Source organism: Nocardia asiatica NBRC 100129, assembly GCF_000308415.1.
Taxonomy (GTDB): domain Bacteria; phylum Actinomycetota; class Actinomycetes; order Mycobacteriales; family Mycobacteriaceae; genus Nocardia; species Nocardia asiatica.
Genome location: NZ_BAFS01000007.1, coordinates 1 through 18,850, shown reverse-complemented (window position 1 = coordinate 18,850; position 18,850 = coordinate 1). Strand labels below are relative to the sequence as shown.

Annotated in this window: 13 protein-coding genes; 2 read left to right on the top strand and 11 right to left on the bottom strand. The window is 67.9% G+C overall.

Translation table 11 applies throughout. From position 1 onward, the window contains the following. Nucleotides 1-37: 37 nt before the first annotated feature. The 9 genes from ON27_RS00910 to ON27_RS00870 all read right to left on the bottom strand — a co-directional run bounded on the left by ON27_RS00910 (nt 38) and on the right by ON27_RS00870 (nt 12,300). Complete coding sequence (locus ON27_RS00910; RefSeq protein ID WP_373282716.1) at nt 38-952, bottom strand: alpha/beta hydrolase; 915 nt, start codon at nt 950-952, stop codon at nt 38-40. A 1,069-nt stretch (nt 953-2,021) separates the two neighbouring features. Then, nucleotides 2,022-3,083 carry an alpha/beta hydrolase gene (locus ON27_RS00905; protein ID WP_043717878.1) on the bottom strand — a complete coding sequence of 354 codons (1,062 nt, stop codon included), beginning with the start codon at nt 3,081-3,083 and terminating at the stop codon, nt 2,022-2,024. A gap of 305 nt (nt 3,084-3,388) precedes the next feature. Beyond that, nucleotides 3,389-4,456 carry an alpha/beta hydrolase gene (locus tag ON27_RS00900; RefSeq protein ID WP_245559730.1) on the bottom strand — a complete coding sequence of 356 codons (1,068 nt, stop codon included), beginning with the start codon at nt 4,454-4,456 and terminating at the stop codon, nt 3,389-3,391. Between the two features lie 230 nt (nt 4,457-4,686). Further along, nucleotides 4,687-6,624, bottom strand: a complete 1,938-nt coding sequence (locus ON27_RS00895) for an arabinofuranosyltransferase AftB family protein (protein WP_083887304.1) — start codon at nt 6,622-6,624, stop codon at nt 4,687-4,689. A gap of 4 nt (nt 6,625-6,628) precedes the next feature. Then, nucleotides 6,629-7,555, bottom strand: a complete 927-nt coding sequence (locus ON27_RS00890; RefSeq protein ID WP_043717873.1) for a decaprenyl-phosphate phosphoribosyltransferase — start codon at nt 7,553-7,555, stop codon at nt 6,629-6,631. Between the two features lies 1 nt (nt 7,556). Then, entirely contained in the window at nt 7,557-8,117 is a 561-nt protein-coding gene (locus ON27_RS00885; RefSeq protein ID WP_051046105.1) for a phosphatase PAP2 family protein, read from the bottom strand. A 74-nt stretch (nt 8,118-8,191) separates the two neighbouring features. Beyond that, complete coding sequence (locus ON27_RS00880; protein WP_043717870.1) at nt 8,192-10,126, bottom strand: glycosyltransferase; 1,935 nt, start codon at nt 10,124-10,126, stop codon at nt 8,192-8,194. Between the two features lie 7 nt (nt 10,127-10,133). Then, entirely contained in the window at nt 10,134-11,360 is a 1,227-nt protein-coding gene (gene glf / locus ON27_RS00875) for a UDP-galactopyranose mutase (RefSeq protein ID WP_043717867.1), read from the bottom strand. Between the two features lie 217 nt (nt 11,361-11,577). After that, nucleotides 11,578-12,300: an SDR family NAD(P)-dependent oxidoreductase gene (locus ON27_RS00870; RefSeq protein ID WP_043717864.1), complete on the bottom strand. Its 723-nt coding sequence runs from the start codon at nt 12,298-12,300 to the stop codon at nt 11,578-11,580. A gap of 108 nt (nt 12,301-12,408) precedes the next feature. On the opposite strand from ON27_RS00870, the gene ON27_RS00865 reads away from it, so the two are divergent. After that, on the top strand, nt 12,409-13,044 hold the full coding sequence (locus tag ON27_RS00865) for a TetR/AcrR family transcriptional regulator (protein ID WP_043717861.1): 636 nt from the start codon (nt 12,409-12,411) through the stop codon (nt 13,042-13,044). Between the two features lie 163 nt (nt 13,045-13,207). Here the strand turns inward: ON27_RS00865 and ON27_RS00860 are convergent, their stop codons facing one another. Further along, nucleotides 13,208-13,966 (bottom strand): MerR family transcriptional regulator, encoded by a 759-nt coding sequence (locus tag ON27_RS00860; RefSeq protein WP_043717857.1) that lies wholly within the window; start codon nt 13,964-13,966, stop codon nt 13,208-13,210. A 422-nt stretch (nt 13,967-14,388) separates the two neighbouring features. Beyond that, nucleotides 14,389-15,774, bottom strand: a complete 1,386-nt coding sequence (locus tag ON27_RS00855; protein WP_245559729.1) for a SpoIID/LytB domain-containing protein — start codon at nt 15,772-15,774, stop codon at nt 14,389-14,391. Nucleotides 15,775-16,201: 427 nt separating this feature from the next. Between ON27_RS00855 and ON27_RS00850 the strand changes: the two genes are divergently transcribed. Next, nucleotides 16,202-18,652: an N-acetylmuramoyl-L-alanine amidase gene (locus ON27_RS00850; RefSeq protein ID WP_083887312.1), complete on the top strand. Its 2,451-nt coding sequence runs from the start codon at nt 16,202-16,204 to the stop codon at nt 18,650-18,652. Nucleotides 18,653-18,850: the final 198 nt, after the last annotated feature.

The window sequence follows — 18,850 nt, the reverse complement described above, 5'->3', positions numbered from 1 at the left end:
GAATCGGTGCGGCCCGAATGTGTCGAGAGTGATCAGGTCACCAGGCGCCGGTGGCGTCCAGGATCATGTTGCGAGAAGCGAACAGCTGGCCCTCCCAGTACTTCCAGGAGTGCGTGCCCGCAGCCGGGAAGTCGAACCGGGCGGGGATGCCAAGCGAGTTCAGGCGGACCTGGAACGCGCGGGTGTTCACCAGCGAGAGGGCTTCCAGCGCCATCGCGTTGCCGGTGTTGAACACGCCGACCGCCGAGTTCGGCTGGTCGAACTGACCCGGCAGGCCGCTGGCCGCCGAGATGTACATCGGCAGGCCGCGCAGCTGCGGCGCGAACACGAACGGGTCCATCCGCAGCCACTGCGGGCTCCACGGCGCGGCCATCGAGTCCACGTTGAAGCGGCCCGCGTCCAGCATCGCGATACGGATCGCCTCGCGCATGCCCGGCGCGGAGATGTTCAGGTAGCCCGAGTAGGAGGCGGCGAACTTGAACTGGTCGCGGTGGTAGGCCGCGAGCGCCAGTGCCGCGCTGCCACCCATGGACAGGCCGACGACCGCGTTGTTGGTGCGCGAGACGCCGTAGCCCTCCAGGAAGGCCGGGAGTTCCTTGGTGAGGAAGGTCTCCCACTTGTAGGTGGTCTTCTGGCCGTTCAGGTTCGAGGGCGCGTACCAGTCGGTGTAGAAGCTGGACTGGCCGCCGACCGGCATCACCAGGGTGATGTTGTCGTTGCCGAACTGCTGCAGCGCGTTGGTCTCGAACGACCACGCGTTGCGGTCGTCGCGGGCGCGCAGACCGTCGAGCAGGTAGAGCGCCGCGTTGCCGCCGCGCGCGGCCCACTGCACCTGGACCTTGATCGGGCCCATGCTGGAGGGGACCATCAGGTCCTCGAAGCCACCCGCGGGCGCCCGCAACACCGGCGCGTGCGCCGACGGCGCCGCGGTGGCGAGTGTCGGGGTCGCCATACCTGCGGCGATCGGTAGCGCCAGTACGGCGGCACCGACAGCCAGAATTCGACTACGCCAACCGCGCGGCGCGCTTCGCCGTCCCGACGGTGTTCTCTTCGGGCCGGCCGCCCTGCCGAAACGCATGAATCCTGCTCTCTTTCTGCTGTTGTGGTGCCGCTCGCCACCCGAAGGGCGAGGCGCCACCCGTGTTGCCAACGAGACGCGCGTCACGAGCATGGTCCCGACAATCCGATCCCATGACGGCGCTACAACGATCTGGTCACACTTGCGCTCGCTGGACGATATTCGACGCCCTTCGCTTTAGCAAGATCCGGGTCTTTCCACTGGCCGAAATCCATCCGTGTGCGCAAGGTAATGGTGCGGTGACCTTATCGCGTTCTCGCGGCGATGTCGTGTCGGAACGCAAGATATTCGCGCTCCCGGCGGGAACTGTCACCGACCCGAGATCTTCGCAAACCCGGCACGCACCCCACCCCTCTCCTGGACCACATGAGTCCCAGACCAGGGCGGCTTCCCTCACGAGGCCCGTGGCCGGACCGTGATCGGGACCGAGATCTGCCGTGATAACACCGGAAAGACCTCGAGCAAACGGCTCCCATCACCGATGACCATACATCAGCGATCAAATAGCAAACTCCCGGAGGCCCGACCCTCGCCCGCCCACGTCCAGGCATCGCGATAGCCCGGCAAGCCGACGGCCGCCAGCTGCCCGCTCAGCGGCCCGCCACGCACCGTCACGCACCATCACGCACGAGCTTTTCCCGCCATCCCCTCCAGCCACCTCGCACGCAGTGCTGCCGCAACAACGCCCCCCACCAAAAAAAAGCGAACAAATGTTCGCGCCCAGCGCAACCACCAGCCATAAATCGCGACCTCCCCTCCCCAACCCACCCCCGCCGAGTGCGAGTCTTACGAGCACCGTTCGCGGCCCGGCTCGCGTCAGAGCGGACGAAGCGCATGCGCCGAAGGCGCGAGTCTCGTCCGCTCTGACGCGAGCCATGAAGGGGCCGCGAACACGCAGCGCCGCAGGCGCTGCAAAACCAACACAGCGAAAACCAGCACACCCTTACCCGATGTGCGCCGACAAATCCGGAATCATCCGCATGGCCTCGTCGGCCCAGTTGTTCCAGGCGTGGATGCCGTACGGCGGGAAGGAGTAGACGGCGTTGCCGCCGCCCAGGCTTCCCATCCGGACTTGGAACGCGCGGGTGTTCGCGAGCGCGAGCGTTTCCAGTCCCATGCCGTTGAGGGTGCCGAAGCTCGGCGGGTCGGTGGCGGAGGGGAGGCCGCTGGCGGCGGCGATCCACAGGCGGGTGCCGTTGCGCACCAGGTTGGGCGCGAACACGAACGGGTCCATGTGCAGCCACTGCGGGCTCCACGGCGGGGCCATCGAGTCGACGTTGTAGCCGCCGGCGTCCAGCATGGCGGCGCGGATCGCCTCGCGCATGCCCGGCGCGGAGTTGTTCAGGTAGCCGGAAAAGGAGCCTGCGAAGCTGAACTGGTCCGGATGGTAGGCCGCCAGGGTGAGCGCCGCGCTGCCACCCATGGACAGGCCGAAGGCGCCGTTGCGGTTCGGGTTGAATCCCAGCCGGTCGCGCAGCGCCCAGCGCAGGTTGTTGGTCAGGAAGGTTTCCCACTGGTACCGGTAGCTCTTACCCGGTCCGCCCGCGAACCCGTCCAGGCCGCCGGAACCGGTGCTGGAGCCGCTGCCCGCCGGTACGCCGAAGAACTCGCTGGCCGAGTTCCAGTCGGCGTAGAAGCTGGACATGCCGCCGACCGGCATGACCACGTTGATGTTGTGACCGGCGAGGACCTCTGGGATGTTGGTCTCGATCTCCCAGCCGTTCAGCGATTCCGGCGCGCGCATGCCGTCCAGCACGTAGACGACGCGATTGGTGTTGCCGTCGGCGGCACGCAGGATCCGGGTCTTGATCGGCCCCATGCCGGAGTCGACCCAGAAGTCGAAGGCCGCGGGGTTGAACGCCGCCGATGCCGTGGCTCCGGCGCCCGCGACGGCCGTGCCGAGCGGTAGCAGCATCGCCAGGGCGACACCGAGGACGGACCGTCGCAACCACGAACCGGGTGTTCGAGACCTATGAGGCTCGCGCTCGCCGCGCGCACTTCGCATCACATTCGACCTTTCCCTCGGGCGGCCTGATCAGCAAACATGTAGCGATCCCTAGCGGCACCCTCGTCGGGCACCGCCGCTCGACTTTCACCGGCATCCGGACGAGTCGACCACGGTGCATGTTGTTCGCACATCAATCGGAAACGAATGCCTTCATGTTGCTGTATGGTGATCCAGACCACAACTACCGAAGCTGTTTTCTCTTCGTATTCGTTGCGGGTTTACCCGAGGACGAGCGTAGAAACGCCAAGAGACCGCTGCACGCGACAACGCGCAGCGGTCTTCGGTCGATACGGTCCGGGCTGTTACCCGATGTTCGCGGACAGATCCGGAATCATCCGGTAGACCTCGTCGGCCCAGTAGTTCCAGTTGTGCACACCCACGGCCGGGAAGTCGTAGGTGACGTTGTTCGCGCCCAGAGTGAGCATGCGGACCTGGAAGGCACGGGTGTTGGCCAGGGCCAGCGCTTCCAGACCCATCGCGTTGAGGGTGTTGAAGCTCAGGCCGTCGGCCCCGCTCGGCAGCCCGCTACCGGCGGAGACCCACAGGCGGGTGTTGTTGGCCTTCAACCGCGGCGCGAACACGAACGGGTCCATCCGCAGCCACTGCGGGCCCCACGGCGGCGCCATCGCGTCGATGTTGTAACCGCCCGCGTCCAGCATCGCCACCCGCAGCGCCTCGCGCATGCCCGGCGCGGAGATGTTCAGGTAGCCGGAGTACGAACCGGCGTAACGGAACTGGTCGGGATGGTAGGCCGCCAGGGTGAGCGCGGCGCTGCCGCCCATGGACAGGCCGAATACGCCGTTGCCGTTCGGGTTGAACCCGAGCCGGTCACGCAGCGCCCAGCGCAGATTCTTGGTGAGGAAGGTTTCCCACTTGTAGGTGGATGTCTTGCCCGGTCCGCCCGCGGAACCGGTCAGCAGGCCGGAACCCGAGTTCGCCGAACCGGTGGAGGACGAGCCCGCGCTGCCCAGGCCGAAGAAGTCGCTCGGGCCGTTCCAGTCGGCGTAGAAGCTGGACTGGCCGCCGACCGGCATGACCACGTTGATGTTCCACTTGGTCAGCTCGCGCACGACCTCGGTATCGATCTCCCAGCCGCTCAGGTCGGTGCGCGCCCGCATACCGTCCAGCGCGTAGACCACGCGCCCGGTGTTGCCGTCGGCCGCGCGGAAGACGCGCGACTTGATCGGCCCCATCTCGGAATCGACCCAGAAGTCGATGCCGTCCGGATTGAACGCGGCGGACGCCGGGGCGGCAGGCCCTGCCACCGACACCCCGAGCGGTAGCAGAACAGCCAGCGACACCAGCATGGACCGCTTGAGCCAGGAACCTGCTCTTCGAGAATTAAGACGACGCCCGATCACGCCTCGCATCAGTTTCAACCTTTCGTTTCACAAGCGACAGCGGCAAGCCGTCCACACGGTAACCCGCCGATGTCCACGACCGGTGGACGCCAGGGGGGCATACGGTCGTAGCGTATATCGGTATCGACACGGTGGCGTTACCAAAAAGAGATAAAGCGGCGTACGCCACTCAATCTACCTTCCGCGCAGAGACGACCGGGGCCCATCCCCTCAGGATGGGCCCCGGTGTGGTTCGAGCGTCAGCGCGGTACGGGCGGCTGCGGGAACGGATCGACCAGCCCGCAACGCTGGATCTCGTACTTCGGCACCCGGTCGATGCGGTACTTCGCGAACCGCAGCGCGTTGCGCAGGTTGTGCCGGAAGCGCTCGAAGGTGAGCGGATCGCGGTAGGAGATCATCAGCGCCTGGGTGTCGGGGCAGGACATCGCGGTGCGCGCCTGGGTGACCCACTTCTCGTCCAGGTACCAGGGCATCCACGGCTTCTTGTCCACCATGCCGGTGTCCACGACGACCCAGTCGGGGTAGAGGCTCTTGTCGTGCCCGATCCGGCCGTCGACGAGCCGGTCGGTATGCGCCGCCAGCGGGTAGGCCAAGCCCATCGGGTCGAGCACGGGCACGTCCAGCGGGACGTTCATGCTGGTCATTCCGAGATTGAGGAAGTAGACCGTGTGGCCGGCGCCGCCGTCCGGGATGGGCTGTGGCGGCGGAGCGATGTACCAGAACATGAACGACGGCGAGTTGAGCAGCAGGCCGCCGTTGGGGCTGTTGGCGATGTCGTTGACCATCGCGCGGATGCGCGGGTAGTCCAGGTAGTCCTCGGCCAAGATCGGATGGTCGTGCCCGGTGTTGAGCACGTAGTAGACGCGTTCGTCCACGATGCCGGTCGAGGTGATCTTGGTGCCGGTCTTGATCGCGGTGGTGTCGGCGGCGAACACCGCCCAGCCCACGACACCCAGGAAGGCGACCGCGAGCGCCGCGAGGGGCCAGTCCGCGGCCGTCGCCGCGCGCACCCCGCCCTGGGGCGCCCGGATCGGCAGCACCGCCACCGGGAGCAGCAGCAGGAACAGTTGCGGCAACAGCATCCGGCCGTGCATGAAGTCGCCGCCGACTCGCAGGGCGTACACGGTCAGGAGGAATCCGCTGAACAGGACCAAGGCCACGACCGCGCCCGGCGAACGCAGCCGCTGCCGGACTCGGCCGACCGACCAGCCGCGTGCTTCGTCGCGGTCGGCAGCGGAGGTCCGGCCCGCTCGCGTGCGCGCGGCAAGCACACCGGCGACAAGCAGCACCACCAGCGGCGCCCACAGGAAGTACGGACCGACAAGATCCCAGAGATAGGTGAAGCCCTGGCCCCACTTCGCGCCGCCCGCGTCCTTCGCGACAGCCGTGTTCGGGTAGGGCAGGCCGTAGTAGCCCATCCGCCAGATCTGATAACCCAGCGGAACCAGCCCGGCCACCGCGACGACCACCGCGCGCAGCACGATCGGCCGCAGCCTGCTCTCCGGCATGGGGGCACAGAAGATCAGCAACAGCGCCAGCGCGCCGACCAGCGTCATCTCGGGACGGATCAGTGGGGCGAGACCGGCCAGGAAGACCAGTCCGAGCAGGCCGGGCAGACGCACCGACTTCGCCTGGCTCCAGCGCATCAGCTGCCACCACAGCAGCCCGATCCAGCAGATCACCAGACCGCTTTCCAGGCCGGAGGTGACGTAGTCGCGCGCCGGAGGCAGTGCGATGTAGACCAGCACACCCGCGGGCAGCAACAGCCCGGCGCCGGTGCCGCCCCACAGCCGCGCGGAACCGAGCATGGCGAACACCACCGCGGCCAGCGAGACCGTGAGCGCTACGCCGAGCACCACGTACTCGAGCCGCGCCTGGGTCAGCCAGCTGAAAAACCAGACCAGGTAGGTCCACGCGGTGCTGGTGTTGGTTTCGACGCGCTCGCCCTCGTTGAAGACGGGGCCGTTGCCCGCGAGCAGGTTGCGCACGGTGCGCAACACGATGAGGCCGTCGTCGGCGATCCACCGCCGCTGCCAGCCACCGATCGCGAAAAGGACAACGGTGAGCGCGATCCCACCGACGAACGTGGCTTTGGATAGACGCGCGAACCGCGAAGCGGAGCGGGTCTGCTCATCGGCCCGCTCCGCCGCGTATTCCGTTCGCTCCGCTACCAGCATCTCGTCAGGTGAGATAGACAGCGACACCTACCGCTCCGATCCAGGCGATTGCGAGCAACTGGAGGATGCGATCCCCCAGCGCGATCTCTTCTGGTTCCCCGGCCTCGCCCCCGTCGACGTCGACCGCGTAACGCAGGATTGCGATGGTAAACGGGATCATCGAGATCGCGAACCAGTTGGTGTCTTTGATGCCGTCCTGCTGGAACGCCCACAGCCCGTAGAACACCACGACCGCCGTCGCGGCCAGGGTCCAGATGAAACGCAGGTAGGTGGGGGTGTAGTACTCCAGCGACTTGCGGATCTTCGCCCCGGTGCCCAGCGCGATCTGCAGTTCCGCGTAGCGCTTGCCCGCCGCCATGAACAGCGAGCCGAAGGCCATGATCAGCAGGAACCACTGCGACAGCTCGATGTCCGCGGCAGCGCCACCGGCCACCGCGCGCAGCAGGAAGCCGGAGGAGACGATGCAGATGTCCAGCACGGCCTGGTGCTTGAGGCCGAAGCAGTAGGCCAGTTGGATACCGATGTAGACCGCCATCACCACGGCCAGCTGCCACGACGCGAGGAACGACCCCGCGATCGATCCGGCCAGCAGGGCCGCCGAGAGCAGGTAGGCCAGGTTCACCGGGACGACGCCAGCGGCGATCGGCCGGAACCGCTTGGTCGGGTGCGCCCGGTCGGCCTCCACGTCGAGCGCGTCGTTCACCAGGTAGATGCCCGAGGCCGCCATGCAGAACGCCACGAAGGCGATGCCGACGGGCGCGAGCACGTTGACGTCGGTGGCCGTGCCCGCGGCCAGCGGCGCGGCGAGCACCAGGACGTTCTTGACCCACTGCCGCGGACGGACTGCCTTGAACAGACCGCCGGCCAGCGTCTTGGGCGGACCCTTGACTACCGCCTCGGCGAGGTCGGCGCCGGTCGGCTCTTCACTCATGTCAACCAAGGCTCTTTCTTGTGCGGTCACTGTCGAGTCTCTTTTCGGCGGCGAGCAGGGCGGCGGCGGACGCGGCGCCGAGCGCGGAACCGGCGAGCACGTCGGAGGGGTAGTGCACCCCGAGGACCACCCGGGAAAGCAGCATCGGGGGGACGAGCACCGCAGGCAAGGGTAGCCCGGTCAATCTGCCGAGCAACACGGCCGCCGCCGTCGTCGAGGTCGCGTGCGAGGACGGGAAGCTCAGTTTGCTCGGCGTCCCTACGTTGACCTGCACCGACGGATCGTTCGGGCGCGGGCGGCGGACAACGCGCTTGATCACGATCGAGGCCGCGTGCGCGCCGACCGCGCCGACCGCGACCCCGGCCCACTGCCTGCGCCGCGGCTTGTCCACCAGCCAGCCCGCGGCGGCGATGCCGATCCAGCCGAGCGCGTGCTCGCCGAAGTGCGACATGCTCCGCGCCGCGGACACCACGGCGGGCTTGCTGCCCAGGGTGGCCTGCACGGCGTTGATGATCGCGACCTCCGGTGGCGCCTGCTCGGCTGCCGCCTGCCGCGCGGACACCGGGCCGCCGTGACCGTTCGCGCTGTGCAGCGGCGGCCGCACCGCCGCGTCGTCGGCCGCGCTCGCTCCGAGACTCACTGCTGACCGTCCTTCGTGTCGATGCCGAACACCTTCTCCCACGCCGCGGTGCTGGTCAGCTGCGGATGCGCGGCGCGGTAACGCTGCTGCATCTCCGGGAAGCGTGCGGCCAGCTCCTTGCGCAGGCGCATGGCCTCCTTGAACAGGCCCAGCGCCTGGCGCGGGTCGCGCTTGCGGTAGACGACGCCGCGGCCGTCGGCCGTGGTGACGGTGACGCCGTCGACCTGCGAGAGCAGGAACCAGCGCGCGTCCAGCGTCGGCACGTTCAGCTGCGGGGTCTCGTGATGTTCGGTGTGCGCGGGCCGGACGTTGTGCACCACACCCTTGGCCAGCCGCACCACCTTGGCGATCGGGTTGGCGGGCTCGCCGACCGCTCCGACGCCGACGTGGCTGGCCAGCGGCAGTTCGGTGGACGAGGGCAGGATCACCGCGTCCGGGTACTGCTTGCGCAGCTCGTGCACCGCGCCCAGCGCGCTGGGCAGCAGTTGGAACAGCCGCTCAGGGCCGGCGAGGAAGTCGCGGATCGCCAGGTTCTGGATCGCGACCGTCGAGTACTCCAAGCAGAGCAAGTGCTTCAGGGTGGCCTTGATCGTGTCGACGACCATGGCGCGCCCGTTGCCCGGCAGGTGCAGCGACGCGACCACCAGGCGATTACGCAGGTGGAAGTACGCCTGCCAGTCGATGGCGTCGTCCTTGTCGCTCCAGGCCATGTGCCACACGGCCGCGCCCGGGAGCGTGACGGTGGGGTATCCGGCGGCGCGGGCGCGCAGACCGTACTCCGCGTCGTCCCACTTCAGGAACAGCGGAAGCGGCTGGCCGAGTTCTTCGGCCACGCGACGCGGGATGACGCAGGTCCACCAACCGTTGAAGTCGACGTCGATGCGCCGGTGCAGCAGCTTGGAGTTGTCCCGGTCCTTGAGCGGGTACTTCGAGAAGTCGTGGTCGTATTCGACGTTCGGCGCCGCGGTCCACATGAAGATGCCGCGGTCGACGACCTCGCCCATGACGTGCAGATGCGAGCGTTCCTGCAGGTTGAGCATCTGACCGCCGACCAGCACCGGCGACTTCGCGAAGCGGGCGAAGGCCAGCGCGCGCAGGATCGAGTCCGGCTCGATCTCGATGTCGTCGTCCATGTAGACGATGTACTCGGCGTCGGTGGTCTTCAGCGCCTCGTACATCACCCGGCTGTAGCCGCCGGAGCCGCCGAGGTTGGGCTGGTCGTGAATGGAAAGGCGGTCACCCAGCGCCGCCGCGGACTCCGCGAAGCCGGGCTCGTCGACGACCTTCTTGGTGCCCTGGTCCGGGATGATGACGGCCTTGATCTTGGCCAGCACCAGCGGGTCCGAACCGAGGGCGGCGAGAGTCTTCACCGCGTCGGTGGGCCGGTTGAAAGTGGGCATACCGACCGCGATGCTGCCCTCGCCGGGCGCCTCGACCGGCGCGTACCAGCCGCCGGACAGCAGCGTGACCGCCGTGTCGGTGGTGATGTCGAACCAGATCCAGCCGCCGTCCTCGAACGGGCCCAGATCGGTCTCGAACTCCACGGTCACCGAGTCGGCCCCGGTCGCGACGGCGAATTCCTTGCCCTGCACGTGGATACGGGAGCCGTCCGCCTTGGAGCGGTACACGTCCACCCGGCCGTGACCGGCCAGTTCCAGCCGCAGCACCACCGAGGACAGCACGCTCCAGCGCCGCCAGTAGCTCGCGGGCAACGCGTTGAAGTAGGTGCAGAACGAGACCTCGGACTCCGCGCCGATCGACAGCGACGTGCGCGTAGCCGCGTGCGCGCGCCGGGCGTTGGTCTGCGACTCCTCGACGTAGAGCGTGCGCACGTCCAGCGGCTCACCCGGCCGGGGCAGGATGATGCGCTGCAGCAGCGACTTCGCGCGGGTCTCGGTGGTCATGTCTTCCAGAATGGATTGCGAGGTCATCGGGGTCCTAAGCCTCCTGGTCCACGAGCGGGGCGCCGTCGGCCAGGTGCGGGCTCAGCACGTTGTCGAACATGCTCAGCGCGCTGCCGATCGCCATGTGCATATCCAGGTACTGGTAGGTGCCGAGCCGGCCGCCGAAGACGACCTTCGCCGTCGCGGTCTCGTTCTTGGCCAGCTCGCGGTAGGCCAGCAGCTTGGCCCGGTCCTCCGGCGTGTTGATCGGGTAGTACGGCTCGTCACCGGTCTGCGCGAACCGCGAGTACTCCCGCATGATCACGGTCTTGTCGCCGGGGTAATCCCGCTCCGGGTGGAAATGGCGCGGCTCGATGATGCGGGTGTAAGGCACGTCCGCGTCGTTGTAGTTCATCACCGAGGTGCCCTGGAAGTCGCCGACCGGCAGCACCTCGGTCTCGAAATCGATGGTGCGCCAGCCCAGTTCGCCTTCGCGGTAGTCGAAGTAGCGGTCCAGCGGGCCGGTGTAGACGATCGGCGCGTCCGGGTTCTCGGCGCGCAGCTGCTCGCGCACCTCGAACCAGTCGGTGTTCAACCGCACCTCGATCAGATCGGAGGCGGCCATGTTCTCCAGCCACTTCGTGTAGCCCTCGCGGGGCAGACCCTCGTAGGTGTCGTTGAAGTAGCGGTTGTCGAAGGTGTAGCGGACCGGGAGCCGGGTGATATTGCCCGCGGGAAGTTCCTTCGGGTCGGTCTGCCACTGCTTGGCGGTGTAGTCGCGGACGAACGCCTCGTAGAGCGGACGGCCGATCAGCGAGATCGCCTTCTCCTCGAGGTTCTGCGCGTCCTTGGTCTCGATCTCCGAGGCCTGCTCCGCGATCAGCGCGCGGGCCTCTTCCGGCGAGAAGTAGCGGCCGAAGAACTGGGAGACCAGACCGAGGCCCATCGGGAACTGGTAGGCCTGACCCTTGTGCATCGCGAAGACGCGGTGCTGGTAGCCGGTGAACTCGGTGAACTGCGTGACGTAGTCCCACACCCGCTTGTTCGACGTGTGGAACAGGTGCGCGCCGTACTTGTGGATCTCGATCCCGGTTTCCGGATCCGGCTCGGAATAGGCATTGCCACCGAGGTGGTGGCGCCGTTCGATCACCAGAACCCGTTTACCCAGCACGGTGGCGGTGCGTTCGGCAACGGTCAGCCCGAAGAATCCGGAGCCGACGACGATCAGATCGAACTGTGAGGCGGAATGGACGGAGTTACCGGGGGACGATGCGACGGTCACGGGAGCCCAGAGTATCGGAAGTCCTCGCCGCGTCCGGGTGGAGTCGGGAGTGCGCTGAGCGGCACCGCTCGGCGCACTCGGTTTCACGCTCCCGACCTCCGAATTTCGCCGGATGTTTGCCCAAATGGGCGGCACCGGCAACTGGCCGGCTGTTTACTCCCCTGGCCACATGATCGCGCCTGTCGGCGCGGCGCAGGGCGGCTGTCCGCGACCGGGCTCAGGCCGGGAAACCGACGTCGAGCTCGACCTTGTCCCGCTCGGTGTACAGCCGCCAGTAGTGGTCACCGAGTTCGTCGCCGCTGATCCGGGCGAGCTCGAGACCCTCGGGGATCAGTTCCGGGTGCTCGTCGACGATCTGGGCGGCTTCGCTGCGGTCGATCAGCGCGCCGATGTTGAGCAATCCGACGTAGACGCCGGTGCCGCGCAGTTCCACCTCGAGCTGGCGCAGGTAGCCCCGCTGCGCGGCCAGCGCGATGCCGAAGTTGGCCAGGTAGGGCGCCACGAAATGCTCGGACGAGCCCGAGGAGAACAGCAGCGCCCCGGCGCCGCGCTCGACCATCTTCGGCGCCAGCGCCCGCGTCACCAGGATCGGCGAGTGCAGTTTGAGCGCGAACGGCACATCGAGGGAGGGGATGTCCACCTTCAAGGTCGAGGGAAGCCGGTCGCTCATGTTGCCCGCCGCGCCGTGCATCGCCACGTCGATCGCGCCGAAAGTCGCCTCGATCTGCTCGATCACACCCGTGACCTGCGCGGCATCGGTGACGTCCGCGGGGAAGGCGGCGGCCTCCACGCCCTCTGCCCTCAGCTGCTCGGCGTGCCGCCGCGCTTTGTCCTGGTCGCGCCCGATGACGGCCACCCGGAACCCTTCGCGGCCGAATCGGCGTCCGGTGCCGACGCCCAGACCGGGGCCGTATCCGAAGATCGCGATCGTCTTGGACATTGTCACTCCCGAATAAGTTGAGTCATGGTTCAAGTTCTCGACCGACGGTAGCACCAACTTGAACCTATGCTCAACTTATTCGAGCTGCTCCGTTTGTAGGATCGGCCCGTGGACAAGCCGTTACGCAGCGATGCCCAGCGCAACCGGGACGCGCTCGTGACAGCCGCCCGGGCCGTCTTCGAGGAGCGCGGGCTCGACGCACCGCTGAAGGAGATCGCCGCACGCGCGGGAGTCGCCATCGGCACGCTCTACAACCGCTTCCCCACCCGCGACGACCTCATCGCCGCCGCGGTCGAGGACCGGATCGAAGCGGGCAGCCGCATCGCCGAGGAAGCGCTGGCCATCGACGACCCTTGGGAGTCGTTCGTTCACCTGGTCGAGCAGGTCTGCGCGCTGCAAGCGGCCGACCGATTGCTCAGCGAACTCGCGGTACGGTCGGCGCCCAGCCACGCCATCGCGCAGGCCCAGGAGTACGGCCACGGCCTGATGCGGCGGATCATCACCCGCGCGCAGGAAGCCGGGGTCCTGCGCACCGACTGGGTACTCGAGGACATCGCCTTCATCACCTGGTCGCACACCAGGATCGTCGAGGCGACGAGTCACATCGCCCCCGAAGCCTGGCGCCGCCACCTCGGCCTGATACTCGACGGACTACGCGCGGCAGCCGCCCACCCCCTACCGGTTCCGCCGATCACCGAGGATCAATTGATGCGCGCGCTCGGGCGGGACGACAACCGCGCCTAGTGGATGCGGTGCGGCTGCCTCCGCGTCGACCCAGTCGGGCCGCCTCAGGAGTGCGGTCGCGACTGTGGCGCTGACGGGGCCGAACTATGCCGCGGGCGGCTGCTGACCACCGGGACGGCGACCGGTGCCTGAATCAAGGCACCGGTCGCCGGTTGACCCGGATCTACAGCCGCTGCTCGGCGTAGACCTTCATCGCGTCGCGCACGAACTCGGCGGTGCCCGCGCCGTGCACGTCGTAGTTGACCGCGAAACGCGGGTCGGCGACGTACATTTCGCCCAGGTTGACGAACGCCTCCTTCACCACCGGACGGCCCTGCCAGCCGATGCCGATCCAGTCGTAGTGGCGCTGGACGATGGCCTGCACCTCGTCGGCGCCGGGCGCGAGCCCGTCGGCGTGTGCGCGGCCGTAGTCCGCGGCGATGTCGAGATGGGTCTGCTGGAAGGCTTTCTTGTCCGCGTCGGACATCGAGCGCCACCAGCGGTCACCGCTCTCGTAGGCCTCCTTGCCCCAGCGTTCGATCACCTCGTCCTTGTACTGCGTGTGGTCGAAGCCGTCGAAAACCTCTGCTGCCACGAGTTGTTCACCTCTTTCCGTCTTGTACAGCGTGGTTTGCACCGACTCGATCTGCCGCCGGATCCGGTCCTGTTCCTGCCGGAGCAGTTGCAGGTGCGTGCGCAGCGCGGCGGCGGTGCCCTGCTCTCCGGCGAGGACTTCGGCGATGACCGGGAGGCCGAGGCCGAGTTCCCGCAGCAGCAGGATGCGTTGCAACCGCACGAGGGAGTCCTGGTCGTAATATCGGTACCCGTTGGCGCCGATCCGGCTGGGCGGCAACAGCCCCAGCTGCCCGTAGTGGCGCAGCGTGCGACTGGTGGTACCGGCCGCCTTCGCCAGATCCTGAATGGACCATTCCCCGGGTGCCACGACCCTCGTCCTCCCCTCTCTCGTCGGTGTAACCAGCTTGCAAGTTGACGCTACGTCAAGGTCAACCCTCATTGAGCAGGAAGTTTCACCGCTCGACGCAGTGCCGGATCAGGTGCGGTCGAGACGGACGCCGGCATGCGACAAGGGGGCGCGGACAGCGCGAAGCCATGGACAGCGCACCGGAAACCGCCTCCTACAGCGGCCAGGCCTGGGCCTGGCAGCCGACGACGGTCCTCCTGAAGACGTCGCACCGACGGACGGCCCGGCGGGGCAACACCGCATCACCGGGATCGCGCGTGCCGACGGGCCGAGACCCCGGGCACAGACCGCGCCACTCGCGAGACATCGGCAGATTCCGGGCACAGCACCAGGGGCCTACACCAGCAGACAACGCCAAACGCACCACACCGGCGAACAGGTGCCTACCGTCGAACCGAGCCGGAATGTCGAAGGTGCCGCTGAGCGGCACCACCGAGCTGCGGGGCGTCGCCGAGCTGAGCCGCACTGCCGGGCGTCGAAACACGAGCGGACGCAGCGGCACCGTCACCAGGCTGGACCACACCACCCGGCTGAGCCACGCCACCAGGCTGGACCACGCCACCAGGCTGAGCCACACCACCAGGCTGAGCCACACTGCCGGGCTGAGCCACGCCAACCTGAGCTACGCCGCCGGGCATGGACGCACCATCGGGCACAGCAGCATCAGGTAGACCCGCACCAGTTGGCGCGACCGTGTCGAGTGGAGGCACTGGCATCGGCATAGATGGAAGGCTCTGCGTCGCACCCGCTTCCGGCGCCGGCTGCACCATGCGCGAGTAGTCCACGACTTGCGCGCCGAGCGTGGGTGTCACGATGATGACGCCGTTGGTGTAGAGCCGGTAGGTGCCGGCGCGCTGGGGCAGGATCATCTCCGGCCCGAGCGGCGTGCCGATGGCGCTGCTCGCGCCGCCGATCCGGCGATACTCGGCATCGATCGCAGACTCGGTGACCGCCTGCCTGCGCGGATCCTCGGGCGGCGCGCTGGTGACCAGCTCGCCGGGCGCCGGTCCGACGGCCGAAGTCCGGATGTCCACGGGTGCCCCGCCACTGGGCGCGGCGGAGTATTCCGCTCGCAGGATCCGGCCCGCACGCAGCAGAACGGCGCCCGCCGTGGCCGCGACGGCGGCTGCCGTTCGCGAATCCTCCTGCGCGGTACCGGGGTACCTCTGACAGGCAGTGGTGTCGCAGGTCTGCGCGTACGGATAACGCTGTTCGGCGAGGGCGTACGAGCGCGCCGCGATCGCCTGAGCGCGCAGCGCCTCCTCCGCGCCCTTGTCCGCCCAGTTGGCCTGCACTTCGGCCGGGACCACACCGAGCAGATAGTCCTCGACGTCCACCTGGTTGACCACGCGGGCAGCGCCGTTTTCGAGCGCGACGCCCAGCGCACCGCGATAGGCCGAGCCATTGCACAGCGTGAGGTGTTCTGCCGCAGGTCGATTCGACCGAGAATCGAGCGGATGAATCCACGGGTCGTCGGTCGACGCCTGCCACAACACCGAACCGTCGCAGCCCACGGTCACGACAACATTCGCACCACCACCGGGCATCGGCGTCAGGTGCGCGACCTGACCGGGCGCGACGTCCCGGCCGCCCACGCGTAAACCGGCGGCCGCGAAGGCGTCGAGGGACGAGCCGTCCTGCTCCATGAGCCGCACACGGACAGCGGTCGGCGCGACGGTGGCCAGCGCCGCACCGGGATAGTAGTGCGCGAGGATACGTTCGGCCGACCACCCGTCAAGGGCACTCTCGAACGCGCCCAACTGGCTCATCCCGCGACCGTGTCCCGGTCCAGGCAGTGTCCGCAAGGGGACAGAATCCGGCGCGACAGCCACGGCCAGGACCGTACTGGCGATCGACCAGACTCCAATGAGCAACAGAACAGGACTGATCAACGAGCCGCTTGGACGCCGATGGGGACGACCGTGCGCATGTCCCCTGAAGATAGATCTCACCAGCATTTTTCTGCCCCCGGCGTGCTCGCATTGCGCTGCATACGTTCACTCCCACGGTTTCCGTTGCGGATCGACTCGGCAGTTTTGTAGATGCTGCGGCAATCCAAGAGTTACATTCAAGCAACCCCATAATCCTCAACGAGAGGTTTAGTTATGTGACTATTGTGGCTATTGTGATCGTTGATACATCAGGAAGCAATCTGAATCGCAGGTGATCACCGGTTCGACTTGATTGGAGACGCTCGTGCGGTACCGCAAACCGAAACGTTCCTACGTGCTCCCGGTAGTCACGACCATCGCGGTAGCGGCCCCGCTCGCCACCCTCGCGCCCAGCGATTCGACCGACTACCGCAGCGCCGCCGACACCGAACCGGCCGCCGTACCGGCCGAACTCGCCGAGGTCGCGCTCACGCACGCGCCCGATATCGTGCTGCCCCTGCGCGAACTCACCGGCCTGAGCCTGCCGGATCTGCGTCTTTCCGATCTGCGCATGCTGCCGATTCCACAGTCGATTCAGATTCCGGGCCGGCTACCGGGCGAGCCGCGGGAAGAAATACGACTACCCAGTTCCCATTCCGGCCAAACCTCTGATCCCAACATTTCCGGCCAGATCACCGCCGGCCCGAATTTCCCTGATCAGCCCCCGGGCAGTGTGCGCTTCATCGCCGACCCCGCCCGGCTCCAGCCCGGCACCACGCCCGACACTCCCGCGCTGTCTCCCGGCGCCGTGACCCCCGAACTGATGGGCCAAGTGGGGGCCCAGGTGAAGGAACTTTCCAGCGAGACGCCCTTCAGCATGGTCGCGCTCACCGCCGAGCAACTGGCGGACACCACGGCCACGATCCGCGCCCGGCAGCCCGACGGCACCTGGGGGCCCTGGTACGACGCCGAACCGGTGGACACTCATCGCACCGACCGTTCCGGCCCCGGCGCGACCATCGGCACCGAACCGATCTACGTCGGCGACACCACTGCGGTCCAGGTGCTTGTCACGCGCAAGCAGGCAGCCGCCGGGACGATCCAGCCGATAGCGGAGACCGACCCGACCGTGGACGACCCGGCTCGGCAACCTGCCCCGAGTTCCGGCGATCCGGCCCAGCAGTCCACCGATCTGACCGCCGTACTCATCGATCCGGGCCGCGGCGCTGCCGACAGCACGCTGCACGACGTCGCCGCGGCGCTGCCCGGCGGCGGGCCGAGCGTGATCACCCGCGCGCAGTGGGGCGCCGACGAATCCATCCGCTGCGATCAGCCGACCTACGACGACAACCTCGGCGGCGTCACGGTGCACCACACCGCGGGCCGCAACGACTACAGCAAGGCGGAGTCGGCGGGCATCGTCCGCGCGATCTACACCTACCACGCGAAAACGTTGGGCTGGTGCGACATCGGCTACAACGCGCTGGTGGACAAGTACGGCCAGGTCTTCGAAGGACGTTTCGGCGGCCTCGACCGCCCCGTGCAGGGCGCCCACGCGGGCGGGTTCAACGAGAACACCTCAGGCGTCGCGCTGATGGGCAACTACGAGTCCGAGCAACCGACGGAGGCGTCGATCGAGGCCATCGGGACGTTCGTGGGCTGGCGTACCAAAGTCGCCGGTCTCGATCCCAAGGGCCACACCACGATGATCTCCGAGGGCACCTCGTTCACCCCGTATGCCCAGGGTGAATCGGTGCGGTTGCCGATCGTCTTCGCCCACCGCGACGTCGGTAACACCACCTGCCCCGGCGATGCCGCGTACGCGCTGATGGATCGGATCCGCGACATCGCCGCCGGTGCGCCCGGCACGGCCCAGACGCCCGGCGCGCCCGACAACCAACTCCCCGCACCCAGCGAATCCGACGTGGCGGCCCTCGCCGCGCTCACCACCAAGTTGCTGAACATGGTGCACGACAACATCATCGCCAGGCACTGGTCCCGGTCCGGCGGACCGAACGGACCCCTCGGGACCGCGCGATCCGACGTGCTGCCCGCCGCACACGGCCAGCAGTACGCGCAGTTCTCCAACGGCTACGTCTACACCGCGGCAGACGGGCAGGTCGTCGAAGTGATCGGCACCATCCTGGACCGCTTCCGGCAACTCGGCGCCGACGCGGGCGTCCTCGGACTCCCGCTGCGCAACGCCTACCCCGTGCCCGACGGCCTGCGCGCCGACTTCGAACGCGGCTCCCTGATCCTCAACCAGCTCACCGGCCTCGTCACGACGGTGTGGAAGACCTACAACGACACCTATCAGGAGGAAATGAGCCGCAACCCGGTCGCGGCGCAGGTCAGCGCCCCGATCCCGGGCAGCGCCCCAGCACCCGACAGCACCCCGGCCCCGGACGGTACGCCAGCCCCGGGCAGCGCCCCGGCCCCAGGCAGTACACCGGCTCCCGGCAACGCCCCGGCCCCAGGCAACGCCCCAGTCCCAGACAGTACACCGGCTCCCGGCAACGCCCCGGCCCCAGGCAACGCCCCGGCCCCAGACAGCGCCCCGGCTCCCGGCAGCACCCCGATCCCAGGCAGCACCCCGATCCCAGGCAGCACCCCGGGTCCCGACAGCGCCCCGATCCCAGGGCGCACCCCGGGTCCCGACAGCGCCGCAGTCCCAAGCAGCACACCAGCTCCCGGCAGCGCCCCAGTCCCAGGCAGCGCGCAGATTCCGGCCGACTTCCCCAACCCCGCCGCCCCCTCGATCCACCCGACTCCCTAGGCACGAACCCCACTCGCCCAAGCACCAGCAGTGCCGCACGCTTCGACCTGAGTGGTCCGCCTGCCAAGGAACGGACCCCACCCGTCCGAGGACCGGCAGGCGCTCCAGCCGCGAACGGACCGTCCGCACCTCAGCCGGACGCCGTCCAGCAATATCCCGACTTCGACTACCAACGCGCCCAGCGCACCTCAACCACGT